This window comes from Sphingomonas sp. 10B4 (assembly GCF_035019905.1).
GTDB classification, from domain to species: Bacteria; Pseudomonadota; Alphaproteobacteria; order Sphingomonadales; family Sphingomonadaceae; genus Sphingomonas; species Sphingomonas glacialis.
In genome coordinates this window covers 20,911-41,103 of the sequence record NZ_JASJVC010000001.1, presented here as the reverse complement: position 1 = coordinate 41,103, position 20,193 = coordinate 20,911, and the positions used below count along the sequence as shown (strand labels likewise).

Below are 20,193 nucleotides of genomic sequence, written 5' to 3'. Positions count from 1 at the left end.
AGGGGCTCGGCTGTCAGCTACGGTGGTGGGCACCAAAGCTCGATTGGGGTGTTTCGACCTGATGACCATCTCCGAGCCCATCGACGCACAACATGCCGCCATTCACGGACGTGCGCCCTTGCGGATCGCCGTTATCGCGCATCTTCGTCATCCGATTGCAATGCCGTTCATGGGCGGCATGGAAGCGCATTGTCATCAGCTCGTCACAGCGCTGGTCGCACGCGGCCATGAGGTCACGCTGTTCGCCAGCGGCGACAGCGACCCCGCGCTGCCGCTTCACCCCATCGCCGAACGCCATTACGAGGCCGTGCTGCCGTGGGCGCAATGGCACGGAACACGCGACCTCACCGCATTCCAAGACGTCGCCTTCGGTCACGCCTGGGACGAGATCGCCGGAGGGGACTTCGATATCGTTCACAACAACACGATGCACCCGACGTTGCACGTCCTCGCCAAGCGCGATCGCAAACCGATGGTGACGTCGCTCCACGTTCCTCCTTTCGCGGGCCTCGCCGACTCGATCGCGGCCAATATTGCAGCCTGGATGCTTCAGACGACCACGTCTCGGGCGCATCTGGCCACGTGGTGGACCACCCCGCCCGACACAGCCTCGGTCGTCCATAACGGCATCGACACCGCACGCTGGCAATTCCGCTCGACCGGCAACGGTCGGGCGGTCTGGGCGGGGCGCATAACGCCGAACAAGGGCACCGCAGTCGCGCTCGAGGCGGCGCGTCTGGCCGGCATAGGCCTGGACGTGATCGGGCCGATCGACTGCATGGATTACTTCACCGATCACGTCGCACCGCTGCTCGACGAGGCCCGGGTCTATCATGGCCATCTGGGCGGTGAGGCGTTGGTCGATGCGATCGGCGCGGCATCGGTCTTGCTCTCGACCCCGATGTGGGACGAACCGTTCGGCCTGATCGCCGCAGAAGCGCTCGCGTGCGGCGTCCCCGTCGCTGCGCTCGATCGCGGGGCGATGCGCGAAGTCGTTGGCGATTGCGGCGCGCTCGCGACCGACGCGGCGACACTTGCCGAGGCTATCGGTCGCGCCCGAGCGTTTCCGCGTGCCGCATGCCGGGAACGCGTGACACGCGAGTTCTCGCTGACATCGATGCTCGACGGGTATGAAGCCGCCTATGCCGCCGCGATCGCGGGCGCGCGCGCCTCGAGCTGCGCCAGCACGACCGAGGTGCTCGCATAGGGCTGGTCGGCCTGCTGGCGGGTCAGCGCCAGATCGTCCTCGCCGACCTCCCGCAACCGAACATGCTCGCCGTCGCGCAGCGTGATCAAGCCCATCAGCGTGAACGCCTTGAGCCAATGCTCCATCGTGAAATGCCCCCATTTGTCGCGGAAGTGCGCGGCGTTGGCGATCACGCTGTCGATATGGTGGACGGGCGGCATGTGGTGCGGGTGGTATTGATGATAGACTCGCGCGCCGCGCACCCAGTTGATCGGCACGCCCGCGGTCATCGCGACGCGCCCGAAATCGGTGTCTTCCCCGCCATAACCGACATAGCGTTCGTCGAAGCCGCCGAGTGCGACGAACGTCGCGCGCCGCATCGCGAAGTTGAGCGACCAGAAACAGCGATAGTCGGTGCAATCGCCCAGCGCCTCGACCGGTGGCCCCGCCCGGTCCGAATGCTTGACCCCGATCGCGGCGAACCGGTCGAAATCGAGCCCCTCTGCGGTGGCGCCCGACGGCAGGTACAAGACCTCCCCCATCAGCACGGCATCGACCGATCGCAACTGCGTGCCATAGTCCGCGACGAGCGACGGCTCGGGAATGCAGTCGACGTCGAGAAAGATCAGATGCTCACCGTGCGCTGCCTCGGCGGCGGCATTCCGCGCCGATGCCAACGGGATGCCGTCGGCCCCCATCAGGATCTGCCGCACCGGAAACCGCGTCTCGGGCAAGTCATACGCTTCGCTTTGCATCACCGCGATCACCAACTCGTCGGGCGTTTGCGTCTGCAGATCGAGGGCACGGACGACGTTGACCAAATGCGCCGAGCGACCATGGGCGAGCGTACAGATCGAGACGGTCATGACAGGCTTTCACAAAGGAGCTGATCGACAGGGGCGAGTTCGGGCGATGCCGCGACCCGGGGCGGCGTCCAGGCCGACTCCGCGACGCGCGACAGCCATGCGGCGACATCCTGTGGCGCATTGGCGTTGTACAGCGCGCGTTGCCGCGACAGGTCGAGCGACGCAGCGTGCGCCCAGGCCCGGGTCCAGGCGCCGACATGCGACGGCCAATGCTCGAGCATTGTCGCCGCGCCGGCGTGATCGAGCATCCGCGCTTTCCACAGCTGTTCGTCGAAATAGCGCCATTCGGGCACGACGATCCACGGGCGCCCGACCGCCGCTATCATATGGACCGTGGTATTGCCGGCCGAGGAGACGACGCGATCCGCCGCCGCGATATACAGCGCCGGCGTATCGACCCATCCGAGATGCCGGAGGTTCCCCGGCGCCGTCGCGTGCCATTCGTGCTCGACCGACCCGATCGTCAGCCAGAGCACGTCGGGCTCGGCCCGCGCGCCGAGCGTGAGCGGGGTCGCGGGCGTGCCGGTACCCCCGCCCCCGGCGATCACGACGACGATCTCGGCATCGAGCGGCAGGCCAAGCGCAGTCCGCGCAGCGTCGCGCTCGATCGTGTCGACCGCAACCCCGACGCCCGGCGCATAGTGCGTCTTCGCGAGCATCCACGCCGGCCGTCCCGGCTGTTCGAGCGACGGGGCATAGGGTGCCAAGATCCCCAGCGCCGATTCATACGCCGCCATATGCCCCGGATCGTTACGGTCGCCGTGCTGGAGGACGCTTATGCACGGGACCGATGCGATCCGGGCGAGCTGCGCCAGTTCGGCCGATACGTCGGTGATGAACAGTGCAGGCTGGGCGGTGTCGAACCACGAAGCGATGACCGCGACAGCGTGCGTGATGCTCTTCCAGCCGAGCGGCGCGCAATGGAGGTTCGCGGGCGTCGGTACGTTTGCCAGACCGGCCGGTTCGTCGCCGACCGCTTCGAACAGCGACGGGATCGTGCGCACCGTGACGTTCGCAGCAAGCGGCGGGAAGATGTCGGCGCGCGCCGAGAAGAGCACCACCGGACGGTCAGCGGGCAAGGCATTGACGATCGCCGCGGCGCGCTCGGCATGGCCGCGCCCCTGATGATGGACGAAATAGCCGATCGGCCGCGTCATGCCGCGCGCGCCATCGCAAAGGCGCGCATACCTTCGACGACGCCGGCGGCATGCGCGCGGCGTGCGAGGTAGATCGTCGGACGCCCGATCAGTTCGGCAAGCTCGGTGCTGTAATTGGCGACGAGGATGCCGTTCTGGCACTGCGCGAGCATATCGAGATCGTTGCCGCTATCGCCGGCGGCATAGACCTGATCGGGCGCGACGCCCAAGGCGAGCGCCGTCCATTGCATCGCGGCACCCTTGCCGGCGCGCGTCGGAACGATGTCGAGCAGCCGCCCGTGACTGTGGATGACGCGCACCGGCAGATCGGCGACCGCGCTGCGGATGGCAGCGACCACCGCGGGCTCCTCGGCGAAATAGCTGCGCTTGTGGCGGCGTTGCTCGACCGCCGGCTGGCGCTCGACGCCTGCAAGACCCGAGACGCGCGCATCGACCGCCGCCGGATCCCAGCCGCGATCGATGTGCGCGGCATAGTCGGCGTCCGCGACGAGCCGCGCGCCGTGACGCCAGTAGATTTCAGCGCCGACCGAGGTGATCAGGACGTCGGGCGCGGGTTGCCCCCATTCGCCGAGCAATCGCTCGGCTTCCTGCAGCGACCGCCCGGTCGCGACACCGAAGGCGAGATTGGGTTCAGCCTCGAGATACGCCGCCATGCCGAGCGCTCCGACGGTGCACCCCGTCAGCGTATTGTCGATATCGCAGAGCAATAACCGCGAGGGGCGCGGTTTTGCCGGGGCGACCGTGGCAAGACCCTCGACGATCGCGACGAACCGCGCCGCATAGCCATGCCAGTCGAGCGCCCGCGCATTTACGCGTCCGGCGCTCGACGCCCGCGCCCATGCCACCTCGTCGTCGAGCAATGTCGTGATCGCAGCCGCGAAGCTCGCGGGATCGCGCGGATCGGCGACCATGCCGTGGCCCAGTCGCGCGACGATGTCGGCAGGACCGCCGTGGCACGTCGCCACCACCGGCAGCCCGTGCAGGGCCGCTTCGGTCAGCGTCAATCCGTAAGGTTCGGTCAGCGCGGGATTGACGAAGATGCCCCGCGTTTCGCGGGCAAGCGCGTAAAGCGCGGCAACATCGTCGGCGGTATGCCGCTTGGGCAGCGCCAGCGTCCCGTAAAGATCGTGGCGGTCGAGTCCGGCCAGCAGGCCCGCGATCACGCTGCGCTGTTCATCCTCGCCCGTGTGGGGGCCGTCGCGCAGACCCGCGACAATCACCAGATTGGCGCGATCGCGTAGCCCGGCATCGGCCGCGAAAAGGTCGATCAGCCCGCCGAGGTTCTTTTTCGCGACCGGCCGCGCGATCGCGAGGATCATCGGCTTGTCGGGATCGCGCAGGAACGGCGCGATCAACGCACGGGCGCGGGTCAAATCGCTTGGCGTGGTATGCGCGAGCCCGGCCCCGGGCGGGACACAATGGATCTTTGCGGGGCACGCCGCGGGATACGCCATCAGCTGCCGCTCGGCTTCGTCGCGCGACGATGCAATTATCGCATCGGCGGCGGCGATCGCGCGGTTCTCCTCGGCGATCCGCGACGCCATCGCCTCGCTAAGCCCCGTCGCATGGTTCGCCTTGTCGATGCCGAGCGAATGCGCGGTGTAGACGAAGGGAATGTCGAAACGATCGCGCACCGCCGCAGCGACGTCGGCCGCATCGGCGAAATGGGCATGAATCACATCGGGGCGCCGGTCGAGCGTCGCGATGTGCGCGATCAACGCCGCGGCGAAAGCGGGACGATCGGCCGCCGCAGCGCCCTTGCAGAGGTATTGCCGATCGGCGGTTTCGATGCGACGGATCGCGAGCTTTTCGGTGATCGGCTCGAACGGGACCGCATAGGCCGCACCCAGAATCCCATCTTCGATCAAGCGCGTGACGATCTCGACCCGGTCGACATCGCCGCGCTGCGCCAACGCCTGGGCTGCCCCCAGCGCATAGGTGATATGTCCGCCGGTATCTTCGGTCAGGCCGAATTCAATGGGCGGGCCTTTAAGGCACCCGCCAAGGGCAACCGACATGATGAACAAGGGACGCAAAACCTCAAGTCAAGGGATAGGTGCTCCTGCCGGAGCCGACCCCATTAACGCAGGGTTCATGGTGTGGTTGCGCATGCAAACCCCAATTGCCCTGGATTTTATATTGATTTGCATCAGCGCGAAGGCTCCTACTCTTTAGCGGGCGGGTATTTCGACGCATGACATCGCCCTGCACTCACGGCCTGAGGCGTCGAATTCCCGTGACACGCGTTCAGCGGTTATGTGGAGGTCGAGAATGCGCGCAGAAAATAAAATACCCAGAAGACCTGGGCAGAGTGGCATCGTCGAAATCGGGCACGATTGGATCCTTCGGACCGCTCTCATTTTCCTCGCGTCAGGTCGCCCATGCAAAGTCTCATAGCGATCCCGACCTACCAGCGCGCGCATCAGATCGTGCGTGCCGTCGAAGCGGCGTTGGCGCAATCGCAGCACGACGTCAGCGTCGTCGTGATCGACGATGGATCGACCGATGAAACCCAAGCCGCGTGTGCGCAGTGGTTCGGCCACCCCCGCTTCGGCTACATCAAGCTCGACCGGAACCTCGGCACGGCGGCCGCCAAGAATGTCGCGCTTGCGCTGCTTGCGTTCGATGCGATCACCTTCCACGATTCCGACGACATTCCGCATATCGACAAGCTGCTCCGCCAACAGCGCACGCTCGCGCGCTCGGGTCTCGTCGCTGCCGATTGCGCGCCCTGGCATCTTGCGGGCGGCGGCCAGGTCGCGGATGCGCCCGCCGAACTCGACTTGGTGCTGACCGCACATCGCTTCCTTTCGGCGGATGGTCGCGCGGCGCGGATCGCCCGCACGCTTTCGCTGGTCGAGGATTTCTTCCCCAATCTGCAATTCTCCGCAGGGCCGCCCGGCGACTGGGTGTTGATCAACAGCGGGCTGTTTCGGCGTCATCTCTTCACCCGGATCGGCGGCTATGCCGAGAGCGTCGAGGAAGATCGCGACCTGCGGAACCGCGCGCTGATGGCGGGCGCGCATATCTGGTTCATCGACGATGTCCTGCTCGACAAATACGAGCAACCCGATAGCCTGACCGCAGCCACCGCGACGGGCTATGCGAGTGCCCGGCGCAGGGACGATCGCACGGCCTTGTGGCAGAGGGTCGCCGACTGGCGTCCGGGAACCTCCCCCGCCCCGGTCCCGATCGATCTCGCCGACCTAGGCATTGCGTTTGCGTCTCTGCCGCAACCCCTGGTCGTAGCCACCGACATCGCGCTGACGCCAGCGACGCGCGTCCGGCTCGACGCCATCGTGGCGGAACTCGCATGAGCCAGTCGCTGCTCGTCATAGCGCCGCATGCAGACGACGAAATCCTGGGCGCGGGGGCGATCATGGCGCGCGCCGCGCAGGCCGGTGCGCGGGTGGCCGTCATCGTCGCGACCGACGGCGCGGCGTCCGACCCCGGGCGCGACGCCACGACCTTGGCGAGCCTGCGGCGCGAAGAATGCCGGGCCGGGCTCGAGCGGATGCTGGGATATGTCCCCCCGCTCCTCTTCCTCGACCAGCCCGATGGCAGCCTGTCGAGCACCGCGATCCCCCGCCCCCAGATGGCCGCACTCGCGGCATTTGTCGCTGAGGCGGCGCCGGATACGATTCTCGTCACCGATCCTGCCGACGGGCACCCCGATCACAAGGCCGCGTTCGGCCTCGCCAGCCGCATCATCGGCTCGGGTACCGGCCGGGTGCTTCAAGTGATGCCGGTGAGCCAGCGAGTCGATCGCCGGTTCGACCCGACTGGCTATGACGCCATCGCGGTCGGGGATTTCGCCGCGCGCAAGCGGGCAGCCCTCGCCTGTCACCGGAGCCAGCTCGACCCGGTTGCGGGATTTTCGCTCGCGCCCGACATTTGCGACGCGTTCACCACGGTCGAATATGTGCGGACCGCTTATGACCGCCTCGACCGGAGCAACGACGCGATCCCTGCCGCGCATTTCGATTCGCTGTTCACGCAGTCGCCCGACCCGTGGCGCTATGACAGCGAGCCCTATGAACGCGATCGGTTCCAGCGGACGGTCGCCGCGCTGGCCGGGCGCCGGTATCGCTCCGCGCTCGAACTGGGCTGCGCGAACGGCGCGCTGACCGAGCAGCTCGCGCCGTTGTGCGACCGATTGCTCGCGACCGACGCTTCGCAGGCTGCGCTGAGCGCGGCGCGCGATCGCATCGGTGCGCGCGCGAATGTCGTGCTCGAGCAACGGACGATGCCACAGGATATGCCCGACGCGCGCTTCGACCTGATCGTCGCGAGCGACATGCTGTATTATCTCGGCCTCGACGGCGTTGTCGCGCTGATGGCCGCGATCGAGCGGTCTGCGACGCCCGATGCGCGCATCTTCCTGGCCAGCTATCTCGGCGAGACCGATACCGTCATCACCGGCGAGATGGCCGCCGAGATCGCGATCGCGCATCTTCCGGGCTGGACGCGGATCCACGCCGAACGCACCGATCGCCTCAGGATCGACGTCATGGCCCGGGTATGATCAGCGATATCGTCGCCATTGCGATACCCGCGTACGATGAAGCCGACCGGATCGGGCGATGCCTCGACTCGCTCGCGGCGCAGGACGATCCCGGGCCGATCGTCGCGGTCGTCGTCGCCAACAATTGCAGCGATGTGACCGCCGAGATCGCGCGCGCGCCGCGCGCAATCCAAGTCGAGGTCGTCGAACACGCCTTCGCCGAGCACGAACGCGGCGCGGGCGCGGCGCGCCGCATGGCGATGGCGCAGGCTGCGCAGCTTGGCACGATCGTGCTCACCACCGATGCCGATTGCGTTGCCGATCGCGACTGGGTCCGCGCGCATCGCGCGGCCTTTGCGCGTGGCGCCGATGCGGTGGCGGGGCGGGTCAGCGCGGACTGGTCGGAATTGTCGCTCCACCCCGCCCCCGCGCTGCGGATCGGCGAGCTCGAATGGACTTATCTCGGCCTGATCGCCGAGGCCGAGCCGCTTTTCGACCCGCTCGCGCACGACCCCGCCCCCCGCCACGCCCAACGCTGCGGCGCCAATCTCGGCATAACCCGCGCGATGCTCGAGCGGGTCGGCGGGGTGCCCGCGCTGGCGACCGGCGAAGACCGCGCGCTGCTTGCCGCGGTCGAGCTGGCGGACGGTCGCATCCGCCACGATCGCGCGCCGCATGTCACGGCCTCGGCACGCCTGGTCGGACGCGCCGGCGGTGGCATGGCCGACGCGTTGCGCCTGCGGCTGGCGGCCGACTATCTGTGCGATGACCAGCTCGCGCCTGCCGATGCGCTGGTTGCGATGTGGCGAGCGCGTCATGCCGCACGCGCCACATGGCGGGCCGATGCGACGGATCGATCGACCTTCGGCGCCGCGTGGGCGGCGACCGTGCGCAAATCGCATATCGCCCCCCGGCTGCGCCCGGCCGACCTCCCTGCCGAAATCGACCGCCTGCGCGACTGGATAGCCTCGAATGCCTGAGACGATATTGGCCGATGATCTGCTCGCGGCGATCCGCGCTGGCGACGAAGCGCTCGATCGCGGTGAGCGCGGACCGACGCGCGAACTCGCGCTGCTCGCCGACGCCGGTTTGCTCTCGGCGCCCTTACCGGCGGATCGTGGTGGCCGCGGTTGGGGAACGAGCGCGCCAGGCGCAGAGCCGATGCTCGCGTTGTTGGCGACGCTGGGCGGCGCCAGCCTCCCGCTCGCGCGGATCTACGAAGGGCATGTCAACGCGATCAAGCTCGTCCTGCGCCATGGGGACCGGAGCCAGCAGGACCGGGTCTGCGATGCGGTCGTCGCGGGCGCGATCCTCGGCGTCTGGGGTGCGGAGCGCGATCAGCCGGTCAGCATCGACGGCGACGGGCTGCTGACGGGGGTCAAGACGTTCGCCTCGGGGCTCGGCGACGTGACGCTCGCCATCGTCACCGCGCGTGTCGCCGATGGGCTGCGGATGGTGCTGACCGACGCCACCGATCCCGCGCGCGGCGAAATCCTCGATTGGGACGTCGACGGCATGGTCGGCAGCCAGTCGGGCCGGTTCGAGTGTACGGGGCTCCCGGCGGGGCCGGCAGACTGCCTCGGCGCGGTCGATGCGCTGTTCATCGAGCCCGATTTCAACGGCGGAGTGTGGCGGTTGTGCGCCTGCTATGCCGGCGCGATGGAGCGATTGGCGCGCTTGACCTCCCGCCAGGTGAACCGGACAGGCAGTCGCGGCGACCCGCTCGCCGCGCATCGGCTCGGGCATCTTGCGATGGAGGCGAAGGGCGCCGCATTGTGGGCCCGCGCCGCCTGCCTCGCGGTGGAAACCCCGCAAGCGCCCCCGGGCGAGGCGGTAGCGACCACCTTGTTCGCGCGCGAAGCGATCGAGCAAGCCGCAACGCGCCTGCTGGCGTTGGTCGAGCGCATCAACGGCACCGCGATGCATCGCCGCGGCAGCGAGATCGGTCGGCTGTCGCGCGATCTTCGCCTGTATCTCCGCCAGGCCGATCTCGACGGGAAACTACGCGTCGCGACGGCGGATTGGTTCGTCGTTTAGCCAAAATCGAGCTGCCGGCCGGGCCTCGGCGCGGTCGGGATACCGGTCACGGTGCCCTCCGAGAGACCAGCCGACAAAGTTCGATGACGGACTCGAGGCAGCCTTGCCAGGCGTGCACTAGCCGCGGTCCGCAACTCAATACGAATCTGCGCTATGACGGGAATGTCACGGCGCACCTCGGTTTGCTGCCGCAATCGGCGAGTGACGGCGGGCGCGTCAGCCTGCATGGCGATTGCAAGACTTTCAGGGAGGATTCTACGATGAGCTTCTGCGAAGCGGTATGGGAAGACGTTGCCCCGCTGCGACAGTCCATCCTCGCGCAGCCGTTCCTTGCAGAACTCGCCGACGGATCGCTCGCGCCCGACAGCTTTCGGCATTACATCGTGCAGGACAGCCTGTATCTGGCCGAGTACGCACGCGTCCTGGCGATCGCCGCGGCGCGCGCGCCCAGTGCTGCGGCTCGGCTCGAATTTTCCGACGGCGCCAAGGTTGCGGTGCAGGTCGAGGAAATCCTGCACCAGACCTTCTTCGAACACTTCGATATCACCCCCGCAATGGTGGCCATGAGCGAGCCCAGCCCGGTCTGTCTCGGCTATACCGGCTACCTTGCGAGCCTCGCTGCCACGCGGAGCTACGAGGAACTGATCGCCGGGATCCTGCCGTGCTTTTCGGTGTATTGGGAGGTTGGATGCGCGATCAAATCGATCGCCAGATCGCCCAATCCGTACGAGGCGTGGATCACCACCTATGCCGACCCCGGGTTCGGCGAAGCAACGCGTCGGGTCAGCGCGTTGGTGGACCACGCCGCAAGCCTTGCGCCGCCATCGGTCCGCGCGGCAATGGCCAAGGCTTTTCGCACGGCCACCCGCTACGAATGGATGTTCTGGGACTCGGCCTATCGGCAGCTCGACTGGCCGATATAGGATCTCGATGACGCCCGCCCCTTGTCGTCGATACCCCCTGCACCCCGTCTGAATCTGTTCGCTGACCCCGACCATCTGCCAGCGCTCGGCCGCGTATTCTGCTGTTCTACGGTTCGCTGCGTGCGAAATCGACCCGCCAAAGTGCTTAGCCGGGCGAGGTAGGCCCCTCCCGTTCGCTCCGGTTGCGGCCGGCGCGCTGCCAAGGCCAGCAGCCTTCGATCTCGGTCTCGAGCGAGAAGCTGAGAAAGGTCCGGATCACGATGATGCCGCCGAGCAGCGCGACGCTCTGGACGGTGAGCGGTGCGGTAATCGTCGAGATGATGTCCGCCCCGACCAGCAACTCGAGCCCGAGCAGGATGCCGCGACCGAGGTTGGACCTGCAGTCCTGATAGGCGGCCTGCCACTGGCCACTGCGCAATCCCGATCGCACGAACACGACCGCCGCCAGCGCGACCCCGCCGATGATGATTCCGACCCCGACGAGTTCGAGCAGCTTGGCGAGCTGATCGACGAAGGCGTGCGCCCCTGCGGTGTTCATCCCATACCTCCGCGCGGGTTCAGGTCGCGCCTTTCGAAAGACCGCGTCGCGCTCACCCTTCGATGCCCCGTTCGCGTGCCCAGACGATCGCCGCACTGCGGCGGTTGACGCCGATCTTCGCGTACAGCCGCGCCACATGGTTGCGCACCGTGTTGCGCGACAGCGCGAGCTTTTCCGCGATGCCGCTATCGTCGACGCCCTGGCAGATCAGTTCGAGCACCTCTCGCTCGCGTGGGCTGATTTCGGCAGCATCCTTGCGCACCAGTGCTGCACCGCGCGGGCCGCGGAGCGTCGCCAGCTTGTCCATGATCGAGCGACTGAGCCAATTGGCGTCCTTCATCACCGCCTCGATCGCCTCGACCAGTTCCAGCTCGCTTCGCCGGCGGGCGCTGATGTCCTGGTAGAGCCAGAGCACGCACTCGTCGCTGCGCACGCTGATCCGTTCGGCCGAGACGATGCAGTCGACCGGCGCGCCGTCCTTGCCGATCACGCGGACGTCATGCCCGCGAAAGCCGCTGCGCGACACGATCTCCGCCTCCAGCCCCTCGCGCTGGGCGGCGTCGTTCCAGAGCTGCAGATCGTCCGCGACCCTGCCGATGGCATCGTGCCCGGAATAGCCGGTCAGGCGCCGGAACGCGTCATTCACGTTGATGATGCGATAGTCGTCGCCCTTGGTCACCACCATCGCGACGGGCGCCATGTCGAAGACCGTCGCGAAGTGTTGCTCGCTGGTCTCCAGTGCTCGCTCCGCCCGGCGGCGCGGCTCAAGATCGGCGAAGGTGAACAGCAGGCACGGATCGTTTTCGACCTCGATCGGCTGGCCGGCAAGGATGACGAGCTTGGTCGATCCGTCGGCGAGCGGCAGCTCGGCCTCGAGCTGCGGGATGACCTTGCCCGCCGCGACGCAGTCCTTGACGTGGTCGCGCCGATCGACGTTGGCCAGCAGGTCGAGCTCGAACAGGCTGCGACCGACGATGTCGCCGCGATGATAGCCGCCGAGATCGAGAAAGCCCTGATTGGCGCGGACATAGCGCTGGTCCGACACGCGGACGATGATCGCGGGTGCGGGATTGGCCTGGAACATCGCCTCGAAGCGGTCCTCTGCGTCGAAGCGCTCCGACACGTCGTGGATGACCAGCGCCAGGCAGTCGGGTTCGCCGCCATCGTCGTCCATCGCGACGTCGCGCACTTGATGGACCCAGCGCGGCGTGTTGCTGCCGAGCGGCGCGACCTCGACGATCAGGTCGGGGAAGCTCTCGCCCGCGAGCAAGCGCACGAGCGGATATTCGCGGCGCGGCAGGCGGCGCTGGTCGCGGTAGCGCAGGCAGAAGCGCTGCGCATAATCGTCCGCCGTCCCGCCCAGATCCTCGACCCGGTCGATGCCGTGCATCTCCAGCGCTGCGGCATTGGCGCCGAGGATGACGCCGGTCGGGTCCATCAGAATGACGCCAGCGAGCAGACTTTCCATCAACTGCTCGAGATGATGGAGCGTGGGACCGTGAACGGGGCGATTTGTGCGAGAGATCATCGTGTCGAAGCGCAAGACAGCGCTGCAAGTTCCCTCGCAGGCCCGGCAATCTACCAATCGTGCTGATGCGAAACAACCAAGTCGAGCGGAGGCCGCGGAAGGCGGAACCGGAACATCGACGCCTTCCCCTTGGTTTTAGTCGCCTTACCAAAACTGGAGGGCTTTACCTATGAACCTTATCATTCTTCTCGTCGTCGGCGGTCTCATCGGCTGGGTTGCCAGCATGATCATGCGGACCGACGGCCAACAGGGGATCATCCTCAACGTCGTCGTCGGGATCGTCGGCGCGCTGCTCGCCGGGTTCATCATCACCCCGCTCATCGGCGGCGCGTCGATCATGGATGGCGCGATCAATATCCAGTCGATTCTGGTGTCGCTGCTCGGCGCGGTCGTGTTGCTTGCGATCGTCAACCTTCTTCGTCGCGGCACCGTTCGCTGAGGGACAACGCGGCGATCCGGCTCCGGATCGCCGCGGCATTTTTAGGATCGCGGTGCAGTCGGCACCGATCACAGGAGAGCAATCGTGAAGCGTATCATTTTCGCCGCCGCCGCAGTCGCGGCATTGTCGTCGATCGCGCTCGCGCAGTCCGGGCATCCCGGATCGCACAACCCAGCCATCAAGGACAGCGACGTCGGTCAAGTCGCGACCCCGGCAAGCGGCAGCAATTCATTCACCGAAGCGCAGGCCCGCGGTCGGATCGCTAAGGCTGGCTATGCCGGAGTCTCGAAGCTGGCGAAGGACCGCGACGGCGTCTGGCGCGGCGTGGCGATGCGCCATGGCAAGCGGGTGCAAGTCGGGCTCGACTATAAGGGCAACGTTACAACCCGCTAAGCGACACCTTCAGGAGAGACATCATGACCAAGACCATCACCCGCCTGTTTGATAGCTATGCCGACGCGACCAACGCGGTGAACGAACTCGAACGGCTCGGCGTCCCGCACGACGACCTCAGCATCATGGCCAACTCGCGCGACCATACCGACCGTGACGGCACGACCGGCATCGACGACGTCAATGACGACGGTGACGTGACGCGTGGCGCCTCGACCGGCGCGCTGCTGGGCGGCGCGGGCGGCTTGCTCGCTGGCCTCGGTCTGCTCGCAATCCCAGGCCTGGGTCCGATCGTGGCGGCGGGCTGGCTCGCGTCCACTGCGGTCGGCGCTGGGATCGGCGCGGCCGGCGGCGCAGCAACCGGTGGGGTCGTCGGGGCGCTGAAGGAAGCGGGCCATACCGACGAAGAGGCAAACGTCTATTCCGAGGGCGTACGCCGCGGCGGCACCTTGGTCAGCGCTCGAGTTGATGATGCGCTCGCAGCCGATGCCGAGGCGGTGCTCGAGCGCAACAAGTCGGTCGAGGCCACCGCGCGCGGCGCCGCCTATCGCCAGTCGGGCTGGAACAGCTTCGACGACACGGCGCCCGCCTACACCGACGACGACGTTGCGGCCGAGCGCGCGCGCTACGGCAACACGTCGAGCCTCTGATCGCGCAGACGGTCCGTCCTCTACGGGACGGACTGTACTTGCAGCGCCAAGCCCCAGGCATGTCCTCTCGGTCGTGCTGAGCAGCGTCCCGCTACCAGTCCGCCCCCTCACCCTGTTGGGGCGTTTGAAGCTGGTCTGCCTTGCCTCGGCCTCTGACCCGCGATCAAATATGACGTTTTTCGTTTCATCGCGCAGTCGAGATCGAGTGACGTTGCGCCACAACCGCCGTTAGGCCTGTCATGATCTTTCGAGCGCATGGCACTTGCGCGAACCAGCATTCCAGGCGCAAAGAAAAGTCGTGGTGGGGTGATGGTAATGCGAATTTCGGACACCGTGTTGTTGCCGCGCCCTAGCGACGTTTGCGTCGCGGATGCTGATTTCGACTCAGGTGGCATCGATCGATCGTCTATCCTCAAGGCGATCGGCGCGCTGACCCCCGCCGTCGCGCTGGCGGCGTGTGGCGGCGATGGCAGCTCCAGCGCATCCAGCAGCAGCCCGCCGCCCCCGATCGTGGTGGCGCAAGCAATCACGTCCAGCCAGGCGAGCCGCTTTCTAGCGCAATCAACGATGGGTGCAACGCGCGGCATGATCACCGAGGTCGTATCGACCGGTTTCGATGGCTGGTTGACTGCACAGTTCGCGCGAGCCCGGACGACGACGCATTGGGACTGGCTGGTCGCAAACGGCTACAACGCCGCCGCCAACATCAATAGCCAAACCGGCTTCGATCCGACGATGTGGCGCGGGATGATTTCCGACCCCGACCAGCTGCGCCAGCGCGTCGGCATGGCGCTGCTCGACATCCTGGTGGTCGGCATCGACGGGGTGAACGTCAACTGGAAGGCGTTTGCGACGGCCGCCTATGTCGACGTGCTGCTCGACAACGCCTTCAGCACGTATCGCCAAATCCTTGGCGCGATCACCACCAATCCCGCGATGGGATCGTTCCTCACCTTCCTCGGCAACCGCAAGGCCAATGCGACGACGGGATCGCAGCCCGACGAGAATTACGCACGCGAGCTGATGCAGCTGTTCACGCTGGGGCTCTACCAGCTCAACATGGACGGCAGCATTAAGACCGCAAACGGTGCCCCGCTCGAGACCTATACCCAAGCCGACGTCTCGGGCCTCGCGCGCGTGTTCACCGGCCTCTCGCTCGCCTCGAGCAGCACGACCACGCCCGATGTCTACCGAGCCCCGCTGGTGATGAACGCGGCGCTCAACGAGACCGGGAGCGCCAGCTTTCTCGGCACCAGCGTGTCGGGTGGCGGCGTGGCGGCGGTCAACACCGCGCTCGACACGATCTTCGCGCATCCCAACGTACCGCCCTTCGTCTCGAAGCAGCTTATCCAGCGATTGGTCACGAGCAATCCCTCGCCGGGCTATATCGGGCGCGTGGCGGGAGTGTTCGCCGACAACGGCAAGGGCGTGCGCGGCGACATGCAAGCGGTGCTCCGCGCGATCCTGCTCGATACCGAGGCGCGCAGCGACGCCACGCTGAGCGCGACCGCCGCGGGCAAATTGCGCGAGCCCGTGCTGCGATTGACGAGCTGGGCGCGCGCTTATGGTGTCACATCGCCGTCTGCCGCCTGGGCGATCGGCGACACGTCGAGCACGACGACACGGCTCGGCCAGTCGATGGGGCGCAGCCAGACGGTCTTCAACTGGTTCCGCCCCGGCTACACCCCGCCCGACACCGCGATCGCCACCGCCGGGCTCGTTGCGCCCGAGTTCCAGATCACCAACGAACAGTCCGTCGTCGCCTATGTCAATTTCATGCAGACGCTCGTCGCCAGCGGGATCGGCGACGTGAAGGCCGACTATACCGATATCCTGACCAAGGCATCGGATAGCGCAGCGCTGGTCGACGAGGTCAACACGGTGCTGGCGGCGGGGCAATTGTCGGCGACCACCATCGCTTCGATCAAGAGCGCGGTGGATAGCGTCGCGGCGAGCGCGACCAACGGAGCGAGCACCCGTGTTCAGATCGCGATCCTCCTGGCGCTTGCGTCGCCCGATTATCTGACGGTGAAGTGACATGAGCGTTTTCGATCACGATGAGTCACGGCGCGCATTCCTTCGCCGGTCGGCGCAATTGGGGCTGGCGGGCGTTGCGACGCCCTTCGTGACCAGCCTAGGCGCGATCGGCGAGGCCGCGGCGGCGACGGCGGGCGATTACAAGGCGCTGGTCTGCATCTTCCTGTACGGCGGCAACGATTACGCCAACACGCTGCCGCCCTACGACGCGGAGAGCTACGCACTCTATCAGGCGCAGCGATCGAACATCGCGCACGCCCGCGATGCGCTCGCGGCGACCGCGCTCAGCCCGACCAATAGCCTCGGCGGGCGGCAATATGCGATGGCGCCGACGATGGGGTCGCTGCTCCCGGTGTTCAACGCCGGCAAGATGGCGGTCGCGCTCAACGTCGGCACGCTCGTCCAGCCGACGACCAAGGCGCAGTACAGCGCCGCCTCGGTCCGGCTGCCGCCGAAATTGTTCAGCCACAACGACCAGCAAAGCTATTTCCAGGCATCGAGCCCCGAAGGCGCGACCTCGGGCTGGGGCGGACGGATGGGCGATCTGTTCGAAAGCGGCAACGGCACCGCGACGCTGACGTGCATCAACGCCAGCGGCAACGCGGTATACCTCGCCGGCAAACAGGCGATCCAATATGCGATCGGCACGGGTGGCCCGACCGCGCTGATCAACAATGCGACGAGCCTCTACGGCTCGACCACCGCCGCGTCGACGCTGCGCACGCTGATGACCGCGTCCTCGGGGAACATCCTCGCGAACGAACACGGCAAGGTCAGCGCGCGGGCGCTCAACCTCTACAGCCAGGTCTCGAGCGCGCTGGCGAGCGCACCCGCGGCGAACTTCCCGCTCTTTCCGACGACCAACTCGCTCGCGCTGCAATTGCGCATCGTCGCGCAGATGATCTCGGTGTCGCAAACGCTGAGCGCCAAACGGCAAGTGTTCTTCGTTTCGCTCGGCGGCTTCGACATGCACCAGAACCTCGCCACCGCGCATCCGACACAGATCGGGCTCGTCGCCGATGCGATGCGCGCGTTCTACGACACGACCGTCGCGCTGGGCGTGTCCAACCAAGTGACCGCCTTCACCGCGAGCGATTTCGGCCGCACGCTCGTGTCGAACACCAGCGGTGCCGATCATGGCTGGGGGTCGATGCACTTCGTCATGGGCGGCGCGGTCAACGGCCGGAAGATCTACGGCACCCCGCCGGCGATCGGCAACGGCACCGCCGACGATGTCGGGCAAGGCCGCTTGCTGCCGACAATCTCGGTCGATCAATATGCCGCGACACTCGCGAGCTGGTTCGGCGTGTCGGCCGGCGCCATGCCGACGGTGTTGCCGAACATCGGCAATTACAATCCGTCGTCCTGGAATCTCGGTTTCGTCTGATTTCAGCGTAAGACGTCATCGTGGAGCGAATCCCTGCCAATTGACCCACAAGCCGTCTCTCCCAACTGCATTTTCGCGCCAACTTTAGGCACGCATTCATCGTTCGCGCACGTCGGTCTCTTCGACGAACAGGTGTCGGTGCCGCTCGGCTAGGATCGAACTGCTCGCAGCATCGAGAGGGAAACATCGAGTACCCCTGCCAACCCAGGTACCGATTGTGTATCGGGTGGGTATGCAGATGACGTTATCCCCTTCCCGACCCCGGTACGAAGCGGCCAGCATGTCGTCTCGGAACGGTTGAATGGCTCTCGGCGTTAGACAGGGTCGTGGCGGTGTTCCGCCCCGGCCTACCAGCTGGCGCGAGCGGCTGGGTGCGCTGCGCAACCTGCCCCCGTTCCTTGCCATGGTGTGGGACAGCAGTTGGCAGCTGACCGCCACGACCGTCGCCGTACGGCTGGTGCGTGCGTTGCTACCGGTGGCGACGCTGTTTGTCGGCAAGCTCATCATCGACGAGGTCGTGCACTTAAGTCACCTCGCGGTTCCCCCCGATAGCCTCGCGGCTTGGCTGGGCTCCGGTCTGCTCGGCCGGCTCGAGCTGCTGCTCCTGGTCGAGTTCGCTCTGGCGGTCGCCTCCGATCTCCTCGGCCGGGCCGTCTCGCTGGTCGACGGGCTGCTTTCCGACCGTGTCAGCAACGACGCGAGCGTACGGCTGATGGAGCACGCCGCCACCCTCGATCTCGCCGACTTTGAAGACGCCGCCTTCCAGGACCGCATGGATCGCGCGCGCATGCAGGCGAGCGGGCGCATGTCGCTGATGGGGCAGCTGTTCGGACAGGTACAAGACATCGTCACGGTATTGAGCTTCGCCGCCGGCCTGGTCGTCTATGCGCCGTGGCTGATCGTCCTGCTCGCCATCGCCCTGATACCCTCGTTCCTCGGCGAGGCGCACTTCAACGCGCTGAGTTACGCGCTCAGCTACGTCCGCACGCCGCAACGCCGCGAGCTCGATTATGTCCGACAGGTCGCGGCAAGCGCGGACACGGCCAAGGAGGTCAAGATCTTCGGCCTCAGCCCGTTCCTGATCGACCGGTATCGCACCATCTCACGCGACACCTACCAGGCGAGCAGGCGGTTGGCGCTGCGCCGCGCAGTCTGGGGATCCGGCTTCGCAGCCCTCGGCACGATCGCCTATTACGCCGCCTACGCCTACATCGCCTGGCGCGCGGTGAGCGGGGTCATCACGATCGGTGACCTCACCTTCCTCGCCGCCTCGTTCCTGCGGCTTCGTGGGCTATTGGAAAACTTGCTCACCGGCTTTTCCTCGACCGCTGGGCAGGCATTGTACATCGACGACCTGTTCTCCTTCTTGCGGACGGAGCCGGGCATCCGCTCGCCCGCAGGAGCGCTGCCGTTCCCCGATCCCGTCCGGCAAGGCTTCGTCTTCGAGGATGTGGGCTTCCGCTATGCGGGTGCCGAACGATGGGCGGTGCGGCATCTGTCGTTCACGTTAGCGCCCGGCGAGGTGCTGGCGTTGGTCGGCGAGAACGGGGCTGGCAAGACCACCCTCGTGAAGCTGCTCTCGCGGCTCTATGATCCTGTCGAGGGCCGCGTCCTGCTCGATGGACGCGACCTGCGCGACTACGACCTCGACGGCCTGCGCGCCGCGATCGGCGTGATCTTCCAGGACTTCGTCCGCTATAATCTGCCCGCCACCGATAACATCGCGGTCGGCCGCATCGAAGCGCGGGGCGATCGCGCGCGGATCGAGGCTGCGGCATCCGCCGCGCTCGCCGACGGTGTGGTCGCCAACCTGCCGAACGGCTATGACCAGATGATCGGCAGGCGGTTCCAGGGCGGCGTCGACCTGTCGGGCGGCGAGTGGCAGAAGATGGCGATCGCCCGCGCCTATATGCGCGACGCCCAGGTGTTGATTCTCGACGAGCCCACGGCGGCGCTTGATGCGCGAGCGGAATATGAGGTGTTCCAACGGTTCCGCGAGTTGAGCGCCGGACGCTCGGCCGTGCTGATCTCGCACCGCTTCTCCAGCGTGCGAATGGCGGATCGGATCCTCGTCCTCAGCAACGGTCGTGTCGAGGCATCCGGAACCCATGGCGATCTGCTCGCTGCCGGCGGCCGCTATGCCGAGTTGTTCGAACTCCAGGCCGCGGGCTATCGGTGACGGGCACCTGCCCGAATTCCAGTACCCGGCCCTCCGCGTTGGCGGCACCTTGAACCTTATGCGCTGAATGGGGCGCGGCGGCCTATGTCCTCCTCCCTCACGCGGGCGATCGAAATTGCGTTGCGGGCGACAGTGCCGAACGGCTCGTCCGACTCCGACAGCACAGCCTTCCCGTTCGTGACTGCGCCCCACGGCGGCGGTTGCCGAATGCGCACTCCCGAAATGCGTTTCCTCCTCTGCGGGTTTTATCGAGAAACCACGGCGACTTGATCTTTCTTGGCCAGTTAGGTTTCTCGTTTTGCAGGCGCGGTTCGGTTTCGGTCGGCGTTACGCTACGTTAGCCGCGTCACATCGGGGCGCGCCGGGCGA

Annotated in this window: 18 protein-coding genes; 12 read left to right on the top strand and 6 right to left on the bottom strand. The window is 66.6% G+C overall.

The genetic code is table 11. The annotated features are described in order from the left end of the window. Positions 1-61: 61 nt before the first annotated feature. Entirely contained in the window at positions 62-1,207 is a 1,146-nt protein-coding gene (locus QN347_RS00150) for a glycosyltransferase (RefSeq protein WP_322164057.1), read from the top strand. Here the strand turns inward: QN347_RS00150 and QN347_RS00145 are convergent. From QN347_RS00145 to QN347_RS00135, 3 genes are read right to left on the bottom strand one after another with little or no spacing between them, the layout of a single operon-like run. Continuing rightward, entirely contained in the window at positions 1,141-2,052 is a 912-nt protein-coding gene (locus QN347_RS00145; RefSeq protein ID WP_322164058.1) for a galactosyltransferase-related protein, read from the bottom strand. The genes QN347_RS00150 and QN347_RS00145 overlap by 67 nt on opposite strands. Beyond that, the gene (locus tag QN347_RS00140; protein ID WP_322164059.1) at positions 2,049-3,209 is read right to left on the bottom strand and encodes a glycosyltransferase; all 1,161 of its coding nucleotides are present in this window, start codon (positions 3,207-3,209) and stop codon (positions 2,049-2,051) included. The genes QN347_RS00145 and QN347_RS00140 overlap by 4 nt, the downstream gene beginning before the upstream one ends. Then, positions 3,206-5,245: an HAD-IIB family hydrolase gene (locus QN347_RS00135; protein WP_323493940.1), complete on the bottom strand. Its 2,040-nt coding sequence runs from the start codon at positions 5,243-5,245 to the stop codon at positions 3,206-3,208. Before QN347_RS00135 ends, QN347_RS00140 begins: the two co-directional genes overlap by 4 nt. Positions 5,246-5,590: 345 nt before the next feature. Between QN347_RS00135 and QN347_RS00130 the strand changes: the two genes are divergently transcribed. The 5 genes from QN347_RS00130 to QN347_RS00110 all read left to right on the top strand — a co-directional run bounded on the left by QN347_RS00130 (position 5,591) and on the right by QN347_RS00110 (position 10,673). After that, positions 5,591-6,526, top strand: a complete 936-nt coding sequence (locus QN347_RS00130) for a glycosyltransferase family 2 protein (protein ID WP_322164061.1) — start codon at positions 5,591-5,593, stop codon at positions 6,524-6,526. Continuing rightward, positions 6,523-7,734, top strand: coding sequence for a bifunctional PIG-L family deacetylase/class I SAM-dependent methyltransferase (locus tag QN347_RS00125; RefSeq protein WP_322164062.1), 1,212 nt, complete (start codon positions 6,523-6,525; stop codon positions 7,732-7,734). Before QN347_RS00130 ends, QN347_RS00125 begins: the two co-directional genes overlap by 4 nt. Beyond that, positions 7,731-8,693 (top strand): glycosyltransferase, encoded by a 963-nt coding sequence (locus QN347_RS00120; protein WP_322164063.1) that lies wholly within the window; start codon positions 7,731-7,733, stop codon positions 8,691-8,693. Before QN347_RS00125 ends, QN347_RS00120 begins: the two co-directional genes overlap by 4 nt. Further along, positions 8,686-9,750, top strand: a complete 1,065-nt coding sequence (locus QN347_RS00115; RefSeq protein WP_322164064.1) for an acyl-CoA dehydrogenase family protein — start codon at positions 8,686-8,688, stop codon at positions 9,748-9,750. The genes QN347_RS00120 and QN347_RS00115 overlap by 8 nt, the downstream gene beginning before the upstream one ends. A 260-nt stretch (positions 9,751-10,010) precedes the next feature. Next, the gene (locus tag QN347_RS00110) at positions 10,011-10,673 is read left to right on the top strand and encodes a TenA family protein (protein ID WP_322164065.1); all 663 of its coding nucleotides are present in this window, start codon (positions 10,011-10,013) and stop codon (positions 10,671-10,673) included. Positions 10,674-10,818: 145 nt separating this feature from the next. Here the strand turns inward: QN347_RS00110 and QN347_RS00105 are convergent, their stop codons facing one another. Beyond that, entirely contained in the window at positions 10,819-11,211 is a 393-nt protein-coding gene (locus QN347_RS00105; protein ID WP_322164066.1) for a DUF1622 domain-containing protein, read from the bottom strand. A 52-nt stretch (positions 11,212-11,263) separates the two neighbouring features. Continuing rightward, a complete protein-coding gene (locus QN347_RS00100) occupies positions 11,264-12,739 on the bottom strand; it encodes a PAS domain S-box protein (protein ID WP_322164067.1) in 1,476 nt (491 codons plus the stop codon). A gap of 169 nt (positions 12,740-12,908) precedes the next feature. Here QN347_RS00100 and QN347_RS00095 point away from each other — a divergent pair, with 169 nt between their 5' ends. The 3 genes from QN347_RS00095 (at position 12,909) to QN347_RS00085 (ending at position 14,221) form a co-directional block, all read left to right on the top strand. After that, on the top strand, positions 12,909-13,178 hold the full coding sequence (locus tag QN347_RS00095) for a GlsB/YeaQ/YmgE family stress response membrane protein (RefSeq protein WP_189677354.1): 270 nt from the start codon (positions 12,909-12,911) through the stop codon (positions 13,176-13,178). Positions 13,179-13,262: 84 nt separating this feature from the next. Then, positions 13,263-13,571 carry a hypothetical protein gene (locus QN347_RS00090; protein ID WP_322164069.1) on the top strand — a complete coding sequence of 103 codons (309 nt, stop codon included), beginning with the start codon at positions 13,263-13,265 and terminating at the stop codon, positions 13,569-13,571. A 23-nt stretch (positions 13,572-13,594) separates the two neighbouring features. Further along, the gene (locus tag QN347_RS00085; RefSeq protein WP_322164070.1) at positions 13,595-14,221 is read left to right on the top strand and encodes a general stress protein; all 627 of its coding nucleotides are present in this window, start codon (positions 13,595-13,597) and stop codon (positions 14,219-14,221) included. A 107-nt stretch (positions 14,222-14,328) separates the two neighbouring features. Here the strand turns inward: QN347_RS00085 and QN347_RS00080 are convergent, their stop codons facing one another. Then, positions 14,329-14,814: a hypothetical protein gene (locus tag QN347_RS00080; RefSeq protein ID WP_323493939.1), complete on the bottom strand. Its 486-nt coding sequence runs from the start codon at positions 14,812-14,814 to the stop codon at positions 14,329-14,331. Here QN347_RS00080 and QN347_RS00075 point away from each other — a divergent pair. The 3 genes from QN347_RS00075 to QN347_RS00065 all read left to right on the top strand — a co-directional run bounded on the left by QN347_RS00075 (position 14,807) and on the right by QN347_RS00065 (position 19,824). Continuing rightward, positions 14,807-16,258, top strand: a complete 1,452-nt coding sequence (locus QN347_RS00075) for a DUF1800 domain-containing protein (RefSeq protein ID WP_323493938.1) — start codon at positions 14,807-14,809, stop codon at positions 16,256-16,258. The two genes, QN347_RS00080 and QN347_RS00075, sit on opposite strands and share 8 nt — an antisense overlap. A gap of 1 nt (position 16,259) precedes the next feature. After that, positions 16,260-17,645 (top strand): DUF1501 domain-containing protein, encoded by a 1,386-nt coding sequence (locus tag QN347_RS00070; protein ID WP_322164072.1) that lies wholly within the window; start codon positions 16,260-16,262, stop codon positions 17,643-17,645. Between the two features lie 301 nt (positions 17,646-17,946). Then, the gene (locus QN347_RS00065; RefSeq protein WP_322164073.1) at positions 17,947-19,824 is read left to right on the top strand and encodes an ABC transporter ATP-binding protein; all 1,878 of its coding nucleotides are present in this window, start codon (positions 17,947-17,949) and stop codon (positions 19,822-19,824) included. Positions 19,825-20,193: the final 369 nt, after the last annotated feature.

Bases quoted from the DNA above. Each gene is read 5' to 3' on its own strand.
- QN347_RS00150 (WP_322164057.1), top strand. From the start codon at position 62: ATGACCATCTCCGAGCCCATCGACGCACAACATGCCGCCATTCACGGA.
- QN347_RS00145 (WP_322164058.1), bottom strand. From the start codon at position 2,052: ATGACCGTCTCGATCTGTACGCTCGCCCATGGTCGCTCGGCGCATTTG.
- QN347_RS00140 (WP_322164059.1), bottom strand. From the start codon at position 3,209: ATGACGCGGCCGATCGGCTATTTCGTCCATCATCAGGGGCGCGGCCAT.
- QN347_RS00130 (WP_322164061.1), top strand. From the start codon at position 5,591: ATGCAAAGTCTCATAGCGATCCCGACCTACCAGCGCGCGCATCAGATC.
- QN347_RS00125 (WP_322164062.1), top strand. From the start codon at position 6,523: ATGAGCCAGTCGCTGCTCGTCATAGCGCCGCATGCAGACGACGAAATC.
- QN347_RS00120 (WP_322164063.1), top strand. From the start codon at position 7,731: ATGATCAGCGATATCGTCGCCATTGCGATACCCGCGTACGATGAAGCC.
- QN347_RS00115 (WP_322164064.1), top strand. From the start codon at position 8,686: ATGCCTGAGACGATATTGGCCGATGATCTGCTCGCGGCGATCCGCGCT.
- QN347_RS00110 (WP_322164065.1), top strand. From the start codon at position 10,011: ATGAGCTTCTGCGAAGCGGTATGGGAAGACGTTGCCCCGCTGCGACAG.
- QN347_RS00105 (WP_322164066.1), bottom strand. From the start codon at position 11,211: ATGAACACCGCAGGGGCGCACGCCTTCGTCGATCAGCTCGCCAAGCTG.
- QN347_RS00100 (WP_322164067.1), bottom strand. From the start codon at position 12,739: ATGATCTCTCGCACAAATCGCCCCGTTCACGGTCCCACGCTCCATCAT.
- QN347_RS00095 (WP_189677354.1), top strand. From the start codon at position 12,909: ATGAACCTTATCATTCTTCTCGTCGTCGGCGGTCTCATCGGCTGGGTT.
- QN347_RS00085 (WP_322164070.1), top strand. From the start codon at position 13,595: ATGACCAAGACCATCACCCGCCTGTTTGATAGCTATGCCGACGCGACC.
- QN347_RS00075 (WP_323493938.1), top strand. From the start codon at position 14,807: ATGATCACCGAGGTCGTATCGACCGGTTTCGATGGCTGGTTGACTGCA.
- QN347_RS00070 (WP_322164072.1), top strand. From the start codon at position 16,260: ATGAGCGTTTTCGATCACGATGAGTCACGGCGCGCATTCCTTCGCCGG.
- QN347_RS00065 (WP_322164073.1), top strand. From the start codon at position 17,947: ATGGCTCTCGGCGTTAGACAGGGTCGTGGCGGTGTTCCGCCCCGGCCT.